Annotated in this window: 16 protein-coding genes; 9 read left to right on the forward strand and 7 right to left on the reverse strand. The window is 67.8% G+C overall.

Annotation, left to right across the window (positions count from 1 at the left end; translation table 11 throughout):
- Positions 1 to 6: 6 nt before the first annotated feature.
- Both VYJ16_RS06940 and VYJ16_RS06945 read right to left on the reverse strand, forming a co-directional pair.
- Positions 7 to 993 carry a phosphotransferase family protein gene (locus tag VYJ16_RS06940; protein ID WP_336349558.1) on the reverse strand — a complete coding sequence of 329 codons (987 nt, stop codon included), beginning with the start codon at positions 991 to 993 and terminating at the stop codon, positions 7 to 9.
- Between the two features lie 531 nt (positions 994 to 1,524).
- A complete protein-coding gene (locus tag VYJ16_RS06945) occupies positions 1,525 to 2,688 on the reverse strand; it encodes an acyl-CoA dehydrogenase family protein (protein WP_336349559.1) in 1,164 nt (387 codons plus the stop codon).
- A 423-nt stretch (positions 2,689 to 3,111) separates the two neighbouring features.
- Between VYJ16_RS06945 and VYJ16_RS06950 the strand changes: the two genes are divergently transcribed.
- Positions 3,112 to 3,552 carry a YybH family protein gene (locus tag VYJ16_RS06950; RefSeq protein ID WP_336349560.1) on the forward strand — a complete coding sequence of 147 codons (441 nt, stop codon included), beginning with the start codon at positions 3,112 to 3,114 and terminating at the stop codon, positions 3,550 to 3,552.
- A 142-nt stretch (positions 3,553 to 3,694) separates the two neighbouring features.
- On the opposite strand, the gene VYJ16_RS06955 is transcribed toward VYJ16_RS06950, so the two are convergent.
- Positions 3,695 to 4,549, reverse strand: a complete 855-nt coding sequence (locus tag VYJ16_RS06955) for a DUF8054 domain-containing protein (RefSeq protein WP_336349561.1) — start codon at positions 4,547 to 4,549, stop codon at positions 3,695 to 3,697.
- 1,113 nt (positions 4,550 to 5,662) lie between these two features.
- Here VYJ16_RS06955 and pspAB point away from each other — a divergent pair.
- Entirely contained in the window at positions 5,663 to 6,289 is a 627-nt protein-coding gene (gene pspAB, locus VYJ16_RS06960) for a PspA-associated protein PspAB (RefSeq protein WP_336349562.1), read from the forward strand.
- 52 nt (positions 6,290 to 6,341) lie between these two features.
- Here pspAB and VYJ16_RS06965 read toward each other — a convergent pair whose 3' ends face one another.
- Positions 6,342 to 7,763 (reverse strand): serine hydrolase domain-containing protein, encoded by a 1,422-nt coding sequence (locus VYJ16_RS06965; protein ID WP_336349563.1) that lies wholly within the window; start codon positions 7,761 to 7,763, stop codon positions 6,342 to 6,344.
- Between the two features lie 402 nt (positions 7,764 to 8,165).
- Here VYJ16_RS06965 and radA point away from each other — a divergent pair, with 402 nt between their 5' ends.
- From radA to VYJ16_RS06990, 5 genes are all read left to right on the forward strand, one after another.
- The gene (gene radA / locus VYJ16_RS06970) at positions 8,166 to 9,197 is read left to right on the forward strand and encodes a DNA repair and recombination protein RadA (RefSeq protein WP_336349564.1); all 1,032 of its coding nucleotides are present in this window, start codon (positions 8,166 to 8,168) and stop codon (positions 9,195 to 9,197) included.
- Positions 9,198 to 9,424: 227 nt separating this feature from the next.
- The gene (locus tag VYJ16_RS06975; RefSeq protein ID WP_336349565.1) at positions 9,425 to 9,823 is read left to right on the forward strand and encodes a hypothetical protein; all 399 of its coding nucleotides are present in this window, start codon (positions 9,425 to 9,427) and stop codon (positions 9,821 to 9,823) included.
- A gap of 62 nt (positions 9,824 to 9,885) precedes the next feature.
- On the forward strand, positions 9,886 to 10,125 hold the full coding sequence (locus VYJ16_RS06980; RefSeq protein WP_336349566.1) for a sulfurtransferase TusA family protein: 240 nt from the start codon (positions 9,886 to 9,888) through the stop codon (positions 10,123 to 10,125).
- Complete coding sequence (locus tag VYJ16_RS06985) at positions 10,122 to 11,261, forward strand: NAD(P)/FAD-dependent oxidoreductase (RefSeq protein WP_336349567.1); 1,140 nt, start codon at positions 10,122 to 10,124, stop codon at positions 11,259 to 11,261. The genes VYJ16_RS06980 and VYJ16_RS06985 overlap by 4 nt, the downstream gene beginning before the upstream one ends.
- A gap of 10 nt (positions 11,262 to 11,271) precedes the next feature.
- On the forward strand, positions 11,272 to 11,934 hold the full coding sequence (locus VYJ16_RS06990; protein WP_336349568.1) for a helical membrane plugin domain-containing protein: 663 nt from the start codon (positions 11,272 to 11,274) through the stop codon (positions 11,932 to 11,934).
- 10 nt (positions 11,935 to 11,944) lie between these two features.
- Here VYJ16_RS06990 and VYJ16_RS06995 read toward each other — a convergent pair whose 3' ends face one another.
- On the reverse strand, positions 11,945 to 14,698 hold the full coding sequence (locus VYJ16_RS06995; protein ID WP_336349569.1) for a S8 family serine peptidase: 2,754 nt from the start codon (positions 14,696 to 14,698) through the stop codon (positions 11,945 to 11,947).
- A gap of 249 nt (positions 14,699 to 14,947) precedes the next feature.
- Between VYJ16_RS06995 and VYJ16_RS07000 the strand changes: the two genes are divergently transcribed.
- Positions 14,948 to 15,862, forward strand: a complete 915-nt coding sequence (locus tag VYJ16_RS07000) for an alpha/beta fold hydrolase (RefSeq protein ID WP_336349570.1) — start codon at positions 14,948 to 14,950, stop codon at positions 15,860 to 15,862.
- Between the two features lie 215 nt (positions 15,863 to 16,077).
- On the opposite strand, the gene sufU is transcribed toward VYJ16_RS07000, so the two are convergent.
- Positions 16,078 to 16,527 carry a Fe-S cluster assembly sulfur transfer protein SufU gene (gene sufU, locus VYJ16_RS07005; RefSeq protein ID WP_336349571.1) on the reverse strand — a complete coding sequence of 150 codons (450 nt, stop codon included), beginning with the start codon at positions 16,525 to 16,527 and terminating at the stop codon, positions 16,078 to 16,080.
- A gap of 181 nt (positions 16,528 to 16,708) precedes the next feature.
- Between sufU and VYJ16_RS07010 the strand changes: the two genes are divergently transcribed.
- Positions 16,709 to 18,145, forward strand: coding sequence for an LVIVD repeat-containing protein (locus VYJ16_RS07010; protein WP_336349572.1), 1,437 nt, complete (start codon positions 16,709 to 16,711; stop codon positions 18,143 to 18,145).
- A gap of 19 nt (positions 18,146 to 18,164) precedes the next feature.
- Here VYJ16_RS07010 and VYJ16_RS07015 read toward each other — a convergent pair whose 3' ends face one another.
- On the reverse strand, positions 18,165 to 18,836 hold the full coding sequence (locus tag VYJ16_RS07015) for an HD domain-containing protein (RefSeq protein WP_336349573.1): 672 nt from the start codon (positions 18,834 to 18,836) through the stop codon (positions 18,165 to 18,167).
- Position 18,837 lies beyond the last annotated feature (1 nt).

The following is an 18,837-nucleotide window of genomic DNA, read 5'->3' on the forward strand; positions in this document are numbered from 1 at the left end:
GTCTCCTCACCCGTCGACGGTGTCGAGTCGTACGGCGAGTTCGCCACGCACCCACGACGCGAGGTCCTCCACGCGCTCGGGTGCGTTCGGCGTCCAGCGCTCGAACGTCCGAACCGTCTCCAGGAACGTCACGGCGCGATACAGCGGGTAGCGTTCGGCGAACCCGTCCGGGAGCCGGCCGGCGTGGTCGCGGTAGCCGGCGCGGAGCGCACGCCGTAACCGGTCGTCGTCCGCGTCCTCGACGTCGGCGCGCTCGACGTACTGCGCTTCGGCGCGCACGACGTCCAGCGCCGGGTCACCGACCATCGCCGTCTCCCAGTCGACGAGGCCAGGACCGCCGGAGTCGACGAGACAGTTCTCGGGACGCGGGTCGTCGTGGACGAGCGTCGCCGGAGCCGCGTCCAGCGTCCTCGTGGCGGAATCCACTGCGGCGAGGACGTCCGCGACGCAGTCCCGGAATCGTTCCGGGAATCCCTCGTCGACGCGCGCACTGAGCGTCTCCTCGAGGACGCTCGACCACGACCCGCTCGCGAGCTCGAACCCGTCGCGCTCGTCGCTCCACCCGCGGATGCGTGCGTGCCGGTCGAAGCCGTCCGCGACGTGCACGCCGGCGAGTGCTCGCCCAACGGCCCGCAACACGGTCGCTCGCGCCACCGTCGAATCCACCGGCCAGTCGGTCGCGATCGCCGTCCCCGATAGCGCCGCCGTCGCGACGTACGCGGGCGTGCCAGCGGTCTCCACCGCCAGCACGTCCGGGACGCGAACGACCGCGTGCCGGCGTGCGTACCGGAGCGCTGCCGCGTCACGCGCCAACCGCTCGCGCACCCACGGCCCGTCGTCGACCGCGACCTTCAGGAACACCACGGCACCGTCCGCGAACCGGACGCGAACCGTCTCGTTCCCCTCGCTATCCGACCCCGTCGCCGCCGTCGTCGACGCAACCTGACGCTCCGGGAACGCCGACGCGAGCACCCGTTCGACGTCCCCATTCATCACTAGCAATCGACGCCCCCACGACCCAAGTGCGTTCCGGGCCAACATACCACATACAACTGGTGCGAACGCCGTCGCTCACCACGAACCACGCACGCAGAAAGTCGCGAAAGATGGCAAGTCGACGCGACTTCCCACTCTTTCACCCGGACGCGAATAAACGTTTCCTCACCGGATGACCGTTCCCCTGTCCCCGACGGTACTCGAACGCGGGAATCCTGGTCTTTTCTCACCGCAATCGCAGTGTCCTCGTGCCGCCTGCGGCGTCACTCGAACGCCGCAATCCCTGTTGCTGACGTGAATCCCAGATGTTCTCGCAGCGCCTGCGGCGCTACTCGAACGCTGGAATCCCAGTCTTTTCTCACCGGAATCGCAGTGTCCTCGTGCCGCCTGCGGCGTCACTCGAACGCCGCAATCCCTGTTGCTGACGTGAATCCCAGATGTTCTCGCAGCGCCTACGGCGCTACTCGAACGCTGGGATCCCCGGTCTTTTCTCACCGGAATCGCAGTGTCCTCGTGCCGCCTGCGGCGTCACTCGAACGCCGCGATTCCGGTGAGATCCTCCCCGAGAATCAACGTATGGATGTCGTGCGTGCCTTCGTACGTGTACACGGTCTCGATGTTCGCCATGTGCCGCATCGGCGAGTAGTCGCCCGTGATGCCGTTCCCGCCGAGCATCTCCCGGGCCGTCTTCGCGGTCTCGCGCGCCATCCGGACGTTGTTCCGCTTCGCCATCGACACGTGCTGCGGGCGGAGGTCGCCGCGCGCCTTGAGGTCCGCGAGGCGGTGCGCGAGCAGTTGCGCGTTCGTGATCTGGGTCGCCATCTCCGCGAGCTTGCGCTGCTGGAGCTGGAACCCACCGATGGGCTTCCCGAACTGCTCGCGGTCCGTCGCGTACTGGAGCGCGGTCTCGAAGCAATCCTGTGCCGCACCGACCGCGCCCCACGCGATACCGTAGCGCGCTTGCGTGAGACACGACAGCGGGCCCTTCATCCCGCGGACGTGCGGGAGGACGTCGTCCGCGTCGACGTGCACGTCGTCGAGCGCGATCTCGCCCGTGATCGAGGCTCGCAGCGAGAGCTTGTCGTCGATCTTGTTCGTCGTCACGCCCGCCTTGTCCGTCTCCACGAGGAACCCGCGAACGGGATCGTCGTCCTCGGAGCGGTCCTTCGCCCACACGACGGCGACGTCGCTGATGGGGGAGTTCGTGATCCACGTCTTCGACCCGTTCAGGACGTAGCCGTCGCCGTCCGCTTCGGCGTGGGTCTCCATCGCGCTCGGGTTCGAGCCGTGATTCGGTTCGGTGAGCCCGAAGCACCCGACGGCTTCGCCGTGCCCGAGCTTCGGGAGCCACTCGTCCTTCTGGGCGTCGCTCCCGAACGCGTGAATCGGGTACATGACGAGCGCGCCCTGCACGCTCGCCATCGACCGAATCCCGGAGTCGCACGCTTCGAGCTCCTGCATGAGGAGCCCGTACGCCTTCTCGCTGACGTTCGGGAGGTCGTACCCGTCGAGGTTCGGCGCGTAGAACCCGAGTTCGCCCATCTCCTCGATGATCTCCATCGGGAACGTCGCGTCCTGCCAGTGGTCGGCGATGTCGGGGCGCACCTTGTCCTCGACGAAGTCCCGTGCCGTGTCGCGGATGAGGCGTTCCTCCTCGCCGAGGTCAGCCTCCAGTCCGACGTAATCGAGCATACGAAACCTGCGAACTACCGCGTGAAAAACGCTCCTAATCTCGCGCAATCGTTGCCGGTACCGGTCGCACGAGCATACGGCGGCCGTCAGGCCGCCGTTTCGGGTTGATTTGTCGCACGAGCATACGGCGGCCGCGAGGCCGCGGCTTCCGCTGGAACCGCCCGCACGAGCATACGGCGGCCGTCAGGCCGCCGTTTCGGGTAGACTCGCCCGCACGGGCATACGGCGCCCTCACGGCCGCTGTTTCGGGTGGACTCGTCCGCATGGTTATCCGGTGACGTGTATCCGTACCGGGACGAAGTGGATAGTATCCATCTCTGATATTCGTGGCGTAAATTGGCGATACGTCTGCGATTCTGACTATGTGCGATAGTTGAGTATTTGTATATATACTCAGCGGCCGTTCTAGGAGTGAGGTATTTAATGTCCACAAAGCGCGTAGCGGCTGAAGACGACGTCAGAGCGGCATCCGACCGGTTCTACGGGGCACTGGAGGCGATGGCGAACGGGGATGCGAGCTCTATGGCGGACATCTGGTCGCATGCGGACGACGTGACGACGATGCACCCGATCGGTGGGCGAGAGGAGGGCTGGGCGGCCGTCAACGAGTCCTGGACGGGTGTCGCATCGGCGAGCACTGACGGCACGATCACTCGGGGGGACCAGCGCATTTGCGTCGTCGGCGACGGTGCGTACGAACTCTGCACCGAGTCGGCGTCGATGACGTTCGCGGGCGAACCGGTCTCTCTGGAGACGCGGGCGACGAACGTCTACCGGAAGGAGGACGGCGAGTGGAAGATCGTCCACCATCACGCCGACCTCGACGCCGAGTTCGCCGAGATGGTGGCGAACATGGGCGCCTGAACTATCGACGACGCACGAGACGACCGCCCGATTTCACGTTCGAGTACGGGCGCCGCGGTCGGCAGGACGCAGTTTTTCGATCGACGAACGATTCCACGGAGCGAGTGCGCTGCGTCGGCCGGCGACGACTGGCTGGGAGGACTCAGGCGGGGATGTCGTCGACTCGCTGTTCGAACAGGCGTTCGCCGCTCCCCGAGCACTCGACGGTGACGACGTCGTAGCTAGAGCAGCAGGATTCGACGGTGTCCTCGCGGAATTCGGCACGGGAGCCGTCCGGGCACGTCTCGAGGAACACGCGGAGGCCGTTGAGGACGCGGCCTTTGGCGACGGCGGACATGTCGCTCCATTCGGGGTGGCGGTCGGCGAGTGCGCGGGCGCCGGCGACGTCCGCGACGAGTGCGGCTTCGCTCGGCCACTGGCCGATGCGGTGCGGGCCGCGGTTGAGGAGGACGGCGTCGTCGTGCCGGCTGAGTTCGTAGTCGTCGTCGTCGAACCCGAACGTGGCGAGGGCGTCGTCGACGGCGATGTCGTCGATGGCGTCCATCTCGGTCTGCCAGGCGTCGGCGAAGTCGGCGCTGAGGCAGAGGTCGTCGACGTCCTCGCAGGGTTCGACGGCGCCGGCGTCCATGAGGACGCGCTCGGGGTCGACGTCGACGTCGCTCGGGTCGACCGCGTCGCTACCGCCGTCGAGGCCGCTCGCGTCGTCGGGGGCTTTCCCGAACCACGCGAGCATCCACTCGGGCATGTACTGCTTCGTCAACTCGGGCGTGCCGGGGACGAGGTAGCCGCGGAGCCAGATGCTCGCGGCGGCGAGCGCGAGGAACCCGACGGCGGCGCCGGCGGCGACGGTGGTGGACGCGTCGGCGACGATGGTTCCCGCGGCGACAGCGCCCGCGAACGCGACCGCGAGCACGCTGTTGACGACTGTGCACGGTATGCATCGGTTCTCGCCCGTGTACTCTGGTCGCTTGAGCGACTCTAACGCACTCGTTGCCATTACTATCGGTAACGCGACTCGAGTATGAAAAGACAACGCTTCCCTGCCAGGTCGGTCCGCATCGCGACCCCCTCACCGCCACCACGTCATCGGAACGCCGGTCCGACTCGAGGGAATGACAAACCACTTGGGTACTGAAGGCGACACGATCCTGCAATGATACGTGCCCGAAAGCCGAATCGGGAACAGCAGGCACGCCATGAGACGGCTGATTGACCGCTTCGAATCCCAACCTCCAGCGCGACGCGTGCTAGAAGGTTCCGTGTTCTGTGCGCTCGCCTGGGTCGGGTACCGATTGACGATTGGCCAACCCAAGTACGGGCTCGCTGTAGAAGCGCTGCTCGTCGTTCTCTTCTGGTTCGTGGCCTCCTGTCTGCCTAGCCTCAGCAGAAGATACGTGGAGTGAGCAGCGATACAGCGACCTGGTCGCCATCGACTCTCGTGGTCAGTGACGTCGTGCGTGGACGTCGATTCCCTCACTACTCGCGCTCGGGGCGAGAATCGCTCGAAGAACGCCGTGCACTCGGTACCGGAGACGCCACAGTGCGTACTCGAACAGTGGAATACGCGAGAACTCGTGCGACGCCGTCGACCGGCGTCAACCTCCTCACTATGACCCATTGCGACCAGAATGACTTAAAGAACCGTGCCGGTGGTTCGCACGATACGTGTTGGTCGGTGCATCGACGACGTCCCTGGCCACGGTTGGGAGCGGTGGCGGAGTGCGAGCCGTCGCTGTTCGATCGGACTTCGGAGAAACGCGTTCGGCGCCGCGGGACGCGGCGCCAACTTCCTCACTATGACCCATTGCGACCAGAATGACTTAAAGAACCGTGCCGGTGGTTCGCACGATACGCGTTGACTGGTGCGTCGAACATGACGACGGCCGCCGTCTGAATCCGACCCATCTACGCGTCGCTGCCCGATTGGACGCCGTAGAAGCGCGTGCGACGCCGCCGGCCGGCGTCAACCTCCTCACTACGACCCATTGCGACCAGAATGACTTAAAGAACGCCGGGTGGCGGTCGCGACGCCGAGGTCGCGGTTGCTGGCGCGGTCGGCCGAGCGGGTGGTCCGTCAGGACAAAGACCCAGCGCCACCGACGTGTACGCAATGGGCTTGCTGGATTCGATCCGGGCGGTACTGGGGTCGCGCGCCGAGGCGGACGCGTCGCGCGACGCTGACCCCGAGGACCTCTTCGGGATGAGCACGGCGTACATCACGATGGGCGCGGAACTCGGGTGGGAGTCCACGGGGGACGCCGCGCTCTGCTTCGCGGACGTCGACAGCACCGACTTCTCGGACACCGTCGACGAGGTGAAGGCGATCCTCGACGCCGGCGGCGAGGAGACCGGCACGGAGGCGGACTTCCACGAGGATTCGCACGGCTACAACTGGGTCGTCCTCCACGACGACAGCGACCCCGAGGACCTCGTGACGAGCGTGCACTTCGCCGCGGACACGCTCGTCGAGCGCGACTACGGCTCGCGTCTCCTCGCCGCGCTGTTCGCGTTCGAGAACGTGAACGGGGACGGTACCGAGCCGACGCACGCGTACTGGGTGTACTCGTTCCGCCGCGGCGCGTACTATCCGTTCGTCCCGAAGGGGACGAGCGAGCGCGACAGCGGCGTCGAGTTCAAGCTCGAGAGCAAGTTCGGCACCGAACTCGACCTGGAACCCGAGAAGGAGTACTGGTACCCCTACTGGCCGCGCAGCGCCGGCCAGCACCCCTGGGAGTAGCCGCGACCCCACTGCATCCCTCGACCAGCTCTCGGTATCGACGGCGCCGTGCTCACTCCTTGGGCGCTTCCGTGGCGATCCTATCCAGTCGGTCGGTGTTGAACAGTAGCTCCATCCCCGACTCGGTTCGCCTGAACCTGACCGGCTCTCGCACGCCGTTCTCGCGGATCACGTGGAACGTGTAGTCGTCGTGCCCGATCGACGCGGGGAATGCCGGGAGATCCCAGTCGGGGACGTCCCGGTACGAGAGGACGACGTGGCCGCCGTTCCCGGGGCGAACGGTCATCGTCGGACTGCCGCGATAGCCGTCGTAGACGCCCGTGACTGCGTCAATCTTCGCCTGCAGCGAGAGGTAGGGAACGACCGACTCGGGTACTTCGCCGGCGACGATGGCGAGCACGCCCTTGCCGAACGCGTAGATGGGCACGCCGGTCGTGTTCACCGCGAGCGTCACGCCGATCCCTCGTTGGGGGAGATACCCCACGTAGGCGCGGGAGACGCCGGGTGCGCTCCCGCTGTGGTCGACGTACCGCTCACCGAGGAAGTCACTGACGCGCAGACCGTAGCCGTACCCGGCTCGCTGGCCGCCGAGGCGCTCCACTTCCGGTGCCTGGCCGCTTGCCATCGCCGCTACGAGGTCGGCGTCGAGCAGACGCTCCCCATCGAGCTCGCCGTCGTTCAGGAGACACCGGACGAGTGTGGCGACCTCCGTCACCGAACTGAGGATGCCGCCGGCTGCGAACGGGGGACGCATCTCGGCCTGCAGGTCGTGGTCGGTAGCAACGGGCTCGCCGTCCTCGATGGTGTAGCCGGTGATCGAATCCTCCGCCGTCTCAGATATCTCGCCGTACCCGACCTGTGACCGATCCATCCCCAGCGGCTCGAAGATGTTCGACTCGACGTATTCTGTATGCGTCTGGTCGCTCACCGTCTCGAGGATCTCCCCCAGGATTCCGTAGCCCCGGTTGCTGTACATCAATCGGTCGTGATCGGTGATACGACGATCAGCCGCGCTGTTGGCGTGGCGGATCTCATCCGCTCGCGTCACTAGAGGACTCGTCGGGAGTGCATCGTTGAACAGGAGCTGTCTCGTGCCGGCGTAGTCATCGGGCATCCCGGAGGAGTGCGAGAGCAGGTCGTGCACGGTGATCGGGTCGCCGGGAACGTCGTTCCAGAAGTCCACGTACTCGCGGATCTCGTCGTCGAGCGCGAGGTCGCCGCGGTCGACGAGTTGCATGATGGCGACGGCGGTGAACGGCTTCGTCACCGACGCGATACTGTAGAGGGTGTCGGGGGTCGCCGGCGCTCGTGACTCGACATCTCGCGCACCCATTCCGCGCGTCAAAAGGAGGTCGTCGCGATCTAGGACGGCGACGCTCAATCCAGGAATGTCGTGGGTCACGCGCTGGTCGTCGAGGAACGATTCGACCTCGCGGCGCATCTCCGGCGGGAGTCCGTCGGTCCTGGCACCCATGAAATGATCTGCGTAGTATCCTCCCCAGCGAACAATAAACCCCCTCGCTGACTGGCGGCACCAGCTTCGCTTCCCACCAGTCGGCTACCCGAGCGCCTGCCCCGGCTCATTCACGTTGAGTTCGGATGGAGCGGGATACATCCCGCCGGCTGACGACTCGTGCGCTGCGTCGATCACGTTCGCAGTCGCTGCGGGACTCGACACCGTCGCGGTCACTGCTCTCCGCAGTCGCTCCGCGGCCGGGATCGCGGTTCGAAGCGGCCGACCGCGCGAGCCGGCGAATGTGTTCTTCCCGTTTGAATCCTCGCGACGACCTGCCGAGCGCCCGGTTCCGCGCCCGCGATTTCACTTTCACTCTCCTGTTAACGAGGCTTTATACCCCTTGCCGCGCCAGTAGCGTGTATGGCAGACGTCAACCTCGAAGAACTCCCGGGTGTGGGTCCCGCTACAGCAGACAAGCTCCGCGACGCCGGTTACACGTCCTTCCAGGGCATCGCGGTCGCGGCGAGCGGTGAACTCTCGAACCAGGCGGACGTTGGCGAGTCCACGGCGTCGGACATCGTACAGGCCGCTCGCGAGATGGCGGACATCGGCGGGTTCGAGACGGGCTCGCAGGTCCTGGAGCGACGGAACGAGATCGGGAAGCTCTCCTGGTTCATCGACGAGGTCGACGACATGCTCGGCGGCGGCGTCGAGACCCAGTCCATCACCGAAGTGTACGGCGAGTTCGGTGCCGGGAAGTCCCAGGTCACGCACCAGCTCTCGGTGAACGTCCAGCTCCCCAAGGAGCACGGCGGGCTCCGCGGCAGCGTCATCTTCATCGACAGCGAGGACACGTTCCGCCCGGAGCGCATCGACGACATGGTGCGTGGGCTGGACGACGAGCTCATCCAGGCGACGATGGACGACCGCGGCATCGAGGGCAGTCCGGACGACGAGGAGGCGATGGACGAGCTCCTCGAGGACGTCCTCGACAAGATCCACGTCGCGAAGGCGTTCAACTCGAACCACCAGATGCTCCTCGCGGAGAAGGCCCAGGAGCTCGCGGACGAGCACGAGGATTCGGAGTGGCCCGTGCGCTTGCTGAACGTCGACTCGCTGACGGCGCACTTCCGCGCGGAGTACGTCGGTCGTGGCGAGCTCGCGGAACGCCAGCAGAAGCTGAACAAGCACCTGCACGACCTCGACCGCGTCGGGAACCTGTTCAACTGCGCGGTGCTCGTGACGAACCAGGTCGCGTCGAACCCGGACTCGTTCTTCGGCGACCCGACGCAGCCGATCGGTGGGAACATCCTCGGGCACAAGTCGACGTTCCGGATGTACCTCCGGAAGTCCAAGAACGACAAGCGCATCGTGCGGCTCGTGGACGCGCCGAACCTCGCGGACGGCGAGTCCGTGATGCGCGTGACGAACGACGGCCTGAAGCCCGAGTGACCGCCGCGACGGGCTGACCGAACGCGTTCTTTTCCTCGACCGGTCGTGTACGAGTAGTGCATACTTTATCGCCCGTAGCGCCCGGGCTGAGGTGGTGGGGGTGAGTGGCGTGGCGTGGTTCTCTGTTGGTGTCTGGCATGGCACCTGTGTCGCTTGATTCTCATAGTCTTGGAATTACTCTACAAGACTAACCCGTCGGGTCGCGCATCTTCAGGTGTGACCGAATCATGACTGGCTACGCAATCGTCATCGCGACCGAGGACTTCGAGAAGATCACCGCGTCGAGCATCATCAGCTCCGTCGCCGCGGCGTCGGACGTCCCCGTGGACGTGTTCGTCACGATGAACGGCCTGCGCGCGTTCGAGCGCGAGGTCGTCGAGACCCACGACTTCGACATGGGGCCGCTCGGCGAAGCGATGCTCACGCACGAGGACACCGACGTCCCGCTGTTCACCGAGCAGTTCGCGCAAGCGAAGGAAATCGGCCCGCTCTCCGTGTACGCCTGCACGATGGCCATGGAGATGTGGGGGCGCGAACTCGAGGACTACGTCGACGTCTTCGACGGCGAACTCGGCGTCTCCGGCTTCCTCGGGAAGGCCGAGGACAAGCAGGTCATCTTCGTCTGAAGACGCGACGACGCACGCTCAGGACAGGCACGCGAACACTCCAACGAATCCACCCCAAGACAATGACCGAAACCATCACCCCCGACGTAACGATCGACGCACGCGGCGCCGGCTGCCCCGGCCCCCTCATGGACCTCATCGGGAAGATCAAGAAGGCCGACTCCGGAACCGTCGTGGAACTACAGACGAGCGACCGCGGCTCCACGACGGACGTCCCCGAGTGGGTCGAGAAGGCCGGCCACGAACTGCTGGACAGCGTCGAGCACGACGACTACTGGAGCCTGTACGTGGAGAAAGCATGACTCGAATCGTCATCGTCGGGGCGGGCACCGGCGGCGTCGTCCTCGCGAACAAGCTCGCGGACGAACTCCACGCGGAGATCGACGCGGGCGAGGTCGCGGTGACGCTCGTCGACGAATCCCCCGACCACGTCTACAAGCCGACGTTCCTGTACGTGCCGTTCGGGAAGAAGACCGTCGCGGACGCGAGCCGCCCACTGAGCGAGCTCGTCGACCGTCGGGTCGACCTCCGCATCGGGCGCGTCACCGAGATGGATACCGACGCGAAGACGCTCGGGTTCGAGGACGGCACGAGTCTCGAGTACGACTACGCGACCGTTGCCACGGGTGCACGACTCACGCCCGAGGCGGTTCCCGGTCTCGTCGAGGGCGGGCATCACTTCTACGGCCCCGAGGGCGCCGAAGCGCTCCGGGACGAACTCGCGGCGTTCGAGTCCGGCCATCTCGTCCTGAGCGTCGTCGGCGTGCCGCACATGTGTCCGGCAGCGCCCGTCGAGTTCGTCCTGATGGCCGACGAGTGGTTCCGGCAACGTGGAATCCGCGACGACGTCGACATCACGTACACGTACCCGATCAACCGAACGCACGGCCTGGAACCCATCGCGGAGTGGGCGAGCGAGCGCTTCGCGGAACGCGACATCCGCGCGGAGACGTTCTTCAACGCGGAATCGGTCGACCCCGAGGCGAAGGTCATCGAGTCGATGGAGGGCACCGAGCTCGACTACGACCTCCTCGTCGCCATCCCGCCCCACGACGGCCAGCCCCTGATCGCCGAGGCGGGTCTCGGCGACGACGGCTGGGTCGAGGTCGACAAGCACACCCTGGAGGCTGCGCGAGCGCCGGACGTGTACGCCATCGGTGACGCGGCGGACGTCCCGACGTCGAAGGCCGGGAGCGTCGCGCACTATCAGGCGGGCGTGGTCGCGGAGCGCCTCGCCGCGTCGGTCCGCGGTGCGGTGCCGACGGCGACGTACGACGGGAAGACGATGTGCTTCCTGGAAGCCGGGATGGACGAGGCGACGTTCGTCGACTTCGACTACGAACGCCCGCCGGTCGTCCGCGACGAGTCTCGGCCCGTGCACTGGGCGAAACTCGCGTACAACCAGTCGTACTGGCTGACCGCCAGGGGGACGCTCTGAGGTGGTCGAGATGAGTGAACAGGAGCAACGGGCGTTCGAGGCCGTCGACCTCGACGGCGCGGACCGCGAGGCGCTCGCGGCCGCGATCGAGGCGAACCCCGAGGCGGTGGCGCGCTTCCTCGAGCGACTCGACGCCGTGAACGACCTGCTGGACGTCCTCGACCTCGGCATGGGGGCGATGGACGACGAGATGGTGGAATCGCTCGCCAAAACGGGCGGGACGCTCGCGGAGTCCGCGGACGGACTCGCCACGCGGGAGACCGTGCAGCTCGCGGAATCCGTCGGCGCGAACGGGAGCGAACTCGCGGACGCGATGGAGACGGTCGTCGCGCTCCAGCGGTCCGGGACGCTCGACGACCTCGCGGCGATGGCTGACGTCGTCGCGCTCGCGTCCGGCGCGCTCGACGACGAGATGGTGGAGACGCTCGCCGCACGCGGGACCGCGCTCGGCGAGCTCGCGGACACCGCTGCGGAGCCCGAGACGGTCCGCGGGCTGGAGACGATGCTGGAGGCAGTCGGCGACGCGGCCGACGAACCCCCCGAGAGCGTCGGTGTCGTCGGCGCGCTCCGCGCGACCCGCGACCCCGAGGTGCGCACCGGCCTCGGGTTCCTGCTCGCGGTCGCGAAGGCGCTCGGCGCGAGCGTTCGCGACGACGACCGCCCTCAGCGGTGAGGGAGCCGATTCAGTTCCCGAGTTCTTCGACGTCGAGCGTGTAGCGGCCGCCGCCGCTGTACGAGTCGACGAGCACGCCGAGGTCGCCGTCGACGTCCTCGACCGTGATCTGTTCGTCGCTCCGCGGCGTGATCGAACGGAGGTCGTAGTCGTACGTCGTCGGCGTCCGGCCGTCGGTCGTCACGTAGAGGTCGAAGTCGCTGCCGCGACCGCGACCGGAGAGCGTGAGCGTGACGCGGCACGGGTCGCCGGTCTCGGTCGTGTACGTGTAGGAGTCCTCGTCCCACCAGCCGCGGAGCAGGCCGCCGACGCTGTCGGTCGCGGTCTCGTCGCCGCAGCTCCCGCCGGTCTCGTCGACCTGGACGGTGACGTCGTCGCTCGCGCTGGCGCCGTCGTCGTCGACGACGGTGACGGAGACCGTGTGCTCGCCGGCGTCCTCGAACGCGTACGTGAACATCGGCTCGGTGCCCTCGGTGACGAACGCACCGTCGACGCTCCACTCGTAGGTCTCGATGGTGCCGTCGGCGTCGCTCGACCCGGACGCGTCGAACGTCACGTCGCTCCCGACGGGTGCGTCGTCGGCGTCGGCGACGACGCTCGCGGTCGGCCCCTGGTTCGGTTCGGTGACGGTGACCGTCGACTGCGCGTCGTCGCTCGCGCCGTCGTCGTCGGTGACGGTGACGGTGACGGTGTACTCGCCGGCGTCGGTGTACGCGTGCGTCGCGGTCTTCCCGGACGCGGTCGCGCCGTCGCCGAACGTCCACTCGTAGCTATCGATGGAGCCGTCGGTGTCGCTCGACGTCGAGGCGTCCACGGACAGCTCCTGGCCGGTCTGGACGCTCCCGTTACTCAGCGAGAGCTTCGCCGTCGGCGGTTCGTTCGGCTCGGGTTCCTCGCCGCCCTCCTGTGCGAACCCGTGCTCTTCGACGTCGATACTGTAGTCGGCCTCGTCCGCGCCCTTCTGGGCGAGCACGCCGACCTGGAGCGCCTTCGAGGAGTCGATGTCGCTCGAGAGGAGCGTGATGGACTCGCCCGTGAAGACGTCGCGGTCGCTCCCGCTCCCCTGGATGACGAACCCGGTGTACTTCCGGCCCTCGGGGTACGTGAACGAGAGCTCGAGCTCGCAGGGTTCGGTCGTCTGCCACGAGTAGTCGTGACGGCTGATGTCGCGCTGTTCGGCGGTCGGACTGACCGTCCCGCTGAACGAGTCGGTCTTCACGGGGCCTTCGGCGCACGTCCCCGGCTGGACGGTGACGTCGACGCTGTCGGTCGCGGTCGCACCGTCGTCGTCGGTGACCGTCAGCGTGACCGTGTAGTCGCCGGCGCTGTCGTACTCGTGGACGACCTTCTCGCCGGTCGCGGTCGTCCCGTCGCCGAGGTCCCACGACCACTCGCTGACGTAGCCGGCGGCGTCGCTGGAGTCGCTCCCGAGGAACGTCACGCGTTCGCCCTCGTGGGGGTCGGTGATGCTCGCGCGAGCGACCGCATCGGGCGCCTGGTCGTCGTCGCCGGTCGCGCCGACGGCCTTCGCGGCGTCGACCCGGCCCGCGCCCTGTTCCGTCTCGCCGAGGCCGATGTCGACCGCGGTGTCCTTCAGGTGCTGGCGGAGTTCCGTCGGCGACAGGTCGGGGTTCGCGGCCGCCGCGAGCGCGGCGACGCCGGTCGTCGCGGGCGTCGCCATCGACGTCCCCGAGATGCGGTTGTACTTCCCGCCGAACTCGCTCTTCTCCTGGGTCCAGCACGAGAGGACGTTCACGCCGGGCGCGGCGAGGTCGATCTTCTCGCCGAACTGGCTGAAGCTCGCGAGGTTCAGGTTCTCGTCGATGGCCGAGATGGCCATGCACTCGTTGTAGCCCGCGGGGTAGGAGACGCCCTCGGTGCCGTTGTTCCCCGCGGCACAGATGGGGAGGCAGCCGTTGTTGACGGCGTACGAGACGGCGGATTTCATCGTCTCGGAGTACCCGCCGCCGCCGAGGCTCATGTTGACGAGGTCGGCGCCCTGATCGGTCGCCCACTGGACGGCGTCCGCGATGTCCGCGGTCTTCCCGCCCTGTGCGCCGAGTGCGCGGCACGCGAGCAGCGTCGCGTCGCTCATCCCGGCGACGCCGGTGTCGTTCCCGATGCCGGCGGCGATGGTGCCGGAGACGTGCGTGCCGTGGGCTTCCTGGGCGAGGTCCGGCGGGTACGGGTCGTCGTCGCGTTCGGCGTCGTCGACGGTGACGAAGTCACGACCTTTCGTCTCGCCGTACTGGTCGGCGAGGTCGGGGTGGTCGTACATGATGCCGGTGTCGACGACGGCGACCGTGACGTCCGAACTGCCCTGCGTGGCCTCCCACGCGATGGGTGCGCGGACCTGCTGGGGGGCGTACATCTCCTCGAACAGTCGGTCGTTCGGTTCGACCGCCATCGGCTGCCACTTGGCCGCGTTGTCCTCGTGGTACTTGACGTCGGAGTTGTCGGCGAGCCGGGATTCGAACGTGGAGACGTCCATCGTGCTCGCGCTCGCGTCGAGCTCGACGACGGCGTAGTTGAGGACGTCGTTCCGCGAGACGATCTCGGCGCCTTCGGGGAGGTCGTCGCCGGCGAGGATGGTGGCTTCGGCGTCCGCGACGTCGACGGTGTCGCTGAGGCCGACGATGCGTTCGACGCGCTCGGCTGCGTCGTCCGCGCCCGCGACGCCGCCGATGGCTGCCGTTGCGCCCGCTACGCCGACGCCCTTGAGGAAGGAGCGTCGTCCTGCGTCAGGTGTGCTATCTCCAATCACGACACCACGGTCTCGAACGAACGAGGTTAAAATTTATCAAAGCATTGTGCGAAAGTTAACTGCTGGCTAGGTGGATGGTAACGGGAGCCAATTCAACGCTATCTGGCAATAATCGAGACGTGACTACTGCAATGAAGTCGGGGTTCTCGCGGCCGTGCCGCCTGACGCCTTCGTCGAAGCTCGACGGCACCTCCCGGCTCGTCGTGGGGGACGCGGCGTCGTTATGCCCACAGCGAGCGTACCGCTCGCATGCAGCACGCGAGCACGGACGCCGGGGAGCCGGCGACGGTCGACCCGACGGCGGGGTCGTTCCTCGAGACGTTCGAGCGACTCGAGGACCTCGAACGCGGGACCGCACGGACGAACGGCCTCGACACGAGGTACTATCGACGCGGGAGCGGCCGACCCGTCGTGTTCGTACATCCGATGGGGATGAGCGCGACCGTGTGGGCGCAGCAACTCGACGCGTTCGGCGACGCGTTCGACGTCGTCGCGTACGACACGCGCGGCCACGGCCACACCGGCGGCTCCCAGCGCGAGTCGTACACGATGGAGTTGTACGCGCTCGACCTCCGCGCGCTCCTCGCCGCGCTCGACGTCTCCCAGCCCGTGCTCGTCGGCGCGTCCATGGGTGGCGCCATCGCCCAGCAGTACGCCGCGATGTACCCCGACGACGTCGCCGGCCTCGTCCTCGTCGACCCCGTCAGTACCGTCCCGGTCGGGTGGCGCGGCCGCGCCGCCATGGGGTTCGTCACGCTCCTCTCCAGGCTCGACCGCATCGTCTCCTACGACGCCCTCAACCGCCTCCAGATTCGAGCGTACGAGACGCTCGCGCCCGGGTCAGCGGGGAACGCCGACGCCATCCTCGAACTCGTGGCCGCCGACCCGCCCATCGCGCACGACGAACTCGTGAAGGTCGCGGATGCCACCACCGGGTTCCCGCGGAGCGACTTCGACCCGACCGCCGTCACCGCACCGACGCTCGTCTGCTACGGCGACGCCATCCCCGGCACCCTCGCGACGATGGCAACGGGACTCCAGACCCTCCTCGTGAACGCCGACGTGGACGTCGTCACGGTCCCCGACGCCGGCCACGGCTCCGTCGTCGACAACCCCGCGGTCGTCACCGACAGGGTCCGCGCGTTCCTCGACACCGTCGCCTGAGCAGGTAGCGAACGCAACTCGAAAACAGTCGCTCAGGCGTCGTCGGGGACGTCGGCGTCGTCGTCCTCGGTCCGCGTGACGTGCAACCACCTTTTCTCGGCGGCCTCGCCGCTCGCTTCGGCTCACGGGCGATGCCCGTTCGCCATCGAGGCGACTGCGTCGCCTCGCTTCGCTCGCGACTCGACCGCCGGAAAACGTGGGCGAAAAGGGGATGATCAGGCGTCGTCGGGGACGTCGGCGTCGTCTTCCTCGGTCCGCGTGATGTCGACGTCCTCGATGTCGCCCTTGTAGATGTCCGCGCCGTCCTGTGCGACCTTCTCGGCGAGCACGGCGCACTTCACGCGCATCGGCGAGATGTCGACGCCGAGCATGTCGACGACGTCGTCGCGGTCCATCGCGTGGAGCTCGTCGAGGGTCTTCCCGCGGAGTTCGCTCGTGAGCATGCTCGCGCTCGCCTGCGAGATGGCGCAGCCGTCGCCGCGGAACGCCACCGCCTCGATGGTCTCGTCGTCGTCCTCGAGGACGACGTCGATCGTTATCTCGTCGCCGCACATCGGGTTCTCGCCGACGTGCGTGAACGTCGCGTCCTCGATCTCCCCGTAGTTACGCGGGTTCTTGTAGTGATCGAGGATCTGCTGTCGGTACATGTCCGAGCCCATTCCCATCGTTGTGTCTGGGTTGGGTCGTCGGCCGCAAAAGCGTTCCGCAGCACCCCGGAGGTGCCGGAATCGCGACTGTTGCGCGTGCTGCGGTCGGGGTGGCGTGGACGACGGACGGTTCGGCGCGCAACCAGTCGGTCGGCACGTGGCAACGAGCGGTTTGACGCGAGCGCCGCAAGGGGACGGTATGCGCGAGCGAGCGACCGGCCCTCGGCCGACGCGACGGCGCGTCCTCGCGACCGTCGCCGGACTCGGCGTCGTCTGCGGGTTCGCTGCCGCCAGCGGGACGGTTCGAGCGTCGGCGACCGACGACGCGTCGACCGCGGCGGGCGTCGATCCCGAGGCGTCGACCGGTGCGAGCGTCGCTCCGGAGGCGTTCCCGACCGTCGACCCGGCGGGGCGACTCGCTCTCCCTGGAGTCACGGAGGCGGTCGTCGACGACGACGGCGAGACGGTGTACTGCGCGCTCGGCAACGGGTTCGCGGTCGTGGACGCGAGCAACCCGTTCGACCCGACCGTGGCGTTCGTCGAACGCGACCTCGAAGCCGGCGCGGACGACGGGAAGCGACCGATGACGGCCGTCCGGGACGTGAAGGTGTCCGGCGACCGACTGCTCGTTGCCGGCCCGACCGCGCAACCGCGCTTCCTCTCGCAGTCACTGAAGGGGTTCTTCCTGTACGACGTCAGCGACCCCGCGAGCCCGGAGCGCGTCGCGTTCCACGAGACGGCGTTCGGCCCGCACAACTCGTTCGTCGACGGCGACCACGTCTACCTCGCGGGCAGCGGCGAGTTCGGCGAACCGGTCGTCGTCTACGACGTGCGCGACGACGACCCCGAGGAGGTCGCACGCTGGAACCCCGCCGACGCGGATTCGGCGTGGGCGACGGTCCCGGGCCTCTTCCGGAACTGCCACGACGTCTACGTCCAGGACGGTGTCCTGTACGCGGCGTACTGGGACGCGGGGACGTGGGTCGTCGACGTCGCGGACCCGACGGCGCCGACGGCGCTCGCGCACCTCGGCGGCCACGACCCGGCGTACCTCGCTGGCATCGATGGGCTGGCCGCGGAGTTCGAGGAACGACCGGGGAACAGCCACTACGTGCAGCCGAACGCGAACGGGAGCGCGGCGTTCGTCGGGAAGGAGGCGCTCGACGTCCCGCGAACACTCAAGGACGGCGGGCCGGGTGGCGTGGAGTGCTGGGACCTCCGCGCGCTCGACGTCGACGGCGCGACGCCGTCGGTCCGGTCGGTGCTCCGGCCGCCCGACCCTCGCGGGAACCGAACGCAGTCCGGGTGGACGGCGCACAACCTCGGCGTCGACGGTGACCGCCTGTACACGTCGTGGCACGGCGGCGGCGTCCGCGTGTACGACGTCGCGGCACTCGCCGAGCCGCTCCTTCTCGGCGAGTGGCGTGCCCCCGAGCGCACGTGGTTCTGGACGGCGAAACCGCTCGAATCGGGGTTCGTCGCGACGAGCTACCTCGACCCGCGGTACTCGCTGGGCGCGCAACGCCGCGGCGAGGGCGCGGTCCTGTACGTCTTCCCGGAGCCGTCGGCGGCGGACGCGGTGCCGGCGCCGACGATGCAGCGCCGCGAGTTCCCCGACCCCGAGGACGACGAGTGACACGGGATCGCCGGACGCGTCAGTCCTCGCCGCTGGCTTCGCGTTCGAACCGGTCGAGGAAGGATTCGACGTACGCGTGGCGGTCGCGTGCGAGCGCCGCGCCGGCGGCGGTGTGCATGCGGTCCTCGAGGTGGAGTATCTTCTTGTGGAAGTGGTTGAACGACGTCTCGCCGGCGTCGGTGTCGTCCTCGCTCGGCGGCAGGTCGGGGTCGTAGAGCGTGTTCCCGTACTCGCCGGCGTACGCGAACACGCGAGCGACGCCGACGGCGCCGGTCGCGTCGAGGTTGTCCGCGTCGCTCAGGAGTTCGGCCTCGAGCGAGTCGGGCTCGACGTCGTTCGAGAACCGGTGAGCGTGCACGCAGTGCGCGACCGCGTCCAGGAACGCGTCGTCGGTGCGGCCGAGCTCTCGGAGGATGGTTCTGGCTTCGCTCGCACCCCACTCGGCGTGACACTCGATCTCGCCGCGGGACTCCTTCGCGCGACCGACGTCGTGCAGCCAGCCGGCGGCAACGAGAACGTCCCGGTCGACGTCCCGCGGGCGGGCGTGCACGCCGCGCTCGGTCTCGTCCGCGAGGCGCTTCGCGGTCGCGACCACCCGGCGGACGTGCTCGAAGTCGTGACACGGCGACACGCCGTCGAAGTACGATTCGGCGCGCTCGCGGACCGCAGCCTCGTCCAGCGGGGCGTGCATC

It is taken from the genome of Halorubellus litoreus (genome assembly GCF_037081675.1).
In the GTDB taxonomy this organism is placed as follows: Archaea; Halobacteriota; Halobacteria; order Halobacteriales; family Natrialbaceae; genus Halorubellus; species Halorubellus litoreus.

Coding starts and splice junctions, on each gene's coding strand:
- pspAB (WP_336349562.1), top strand. CDS start 5,663: ATGGGCTTGCTGGATTCGATCCGGGCGGTACTGGGGTCGCGCGCCGAG.
- VYJ16_RS06945 (WP_336349559.1), bottom strand. CDS start 2,688: ATGCTCGATTACGTCGGACTGGAGGCTGACCTCGGCGAGGAGGAACGC.
- radA (WP_336349564.1), top strand. CDS start 8,166: ATGGCAGACGTCAACCTCGAAGAACTCCCGGGTGTGGGTCCCGCTACA.
- VYJ16_RS06955 (WP_336349561.1), bottom strand. CDS start 4,549: ATGGCAACGAGTGCGTTAGAGTCGCTCAAGCGACCAGAGTACACGGGC.
- VYJ16_RS06950 (WP_336349560.1), top strand. CDS start 3,112: ATGTCCACAAAGCGCGTAGCGGCTGAAGACGACGTCAGAGCGGCATCC.
- VYJ16_RS07010 (WP_336349572.1), top strand. CDS start 16,709: ATGCGCGAGCGAGCGACCGGCCCTCGGCCGACGCGACGGCGCGTCCTC.
- VYJ16_RS07015 (WP_336349573.1), bottom strand. CDS start 18,836: ATGCACGCCCCGCTGGACGAGGCTGCGGTCCGCGAGCGCGCCGAATCG.
- VYJ16_RS06980 (WP_336349566.1), top strand. CDS start 9,886: ATGACCGAAACCATCACCCCCGACGTAACGATCGACGCACGCGGCGCC.
- VYJ16_RS06985 (WP_336349567.1), top strand. CDS start 10,122: ATGACTCGAATCGTCATCGTCGGGGCGGGCACCGGCGGCGTCGTCCTC.
- VYJ16_RS06965 (WP_336349563.1), bottom strand. CDS start 7,763: ATGGGTGCCAGGACCGACGGACTCCCGCCGGAGATGCGCCGCGAGGTC.
- VYJ16_RS07000 (WP_336349570.1), top strand. CDS start 14,948: ATGCAGCACGCGAGCACGGACGCCGGGGAGCCGGCGACGGTCGACCCG.
- VYJ16_RS06990 (WP_336349568.1), top strand. CDS start 11,272: ATGAGTGAACAGGAGCAACGGGCGTTCGAGGCCGTCGACCTCGACGGC.
- sufU (WP_336349571.1), bottom strand. CDS start 16,527: ATGGGAATGGGCTCGGACATGTACCGACAGCAGATCCTCGATCACTAC.
- VYJ16_RS06975 (WP_336349565.1), top strand. CDS start 9,425: ATGACTGGCTACGCAATCGTCATCGCGACCGAGGACTTCGAGAAGATC.
- VYJ16_RS06940 (WP_336349558.1), bottom strand. CDS start 993: ATGAATGGGGACGTCGAACGGGTGCTCGCGTCGGCGTTCCCGGAGCGT.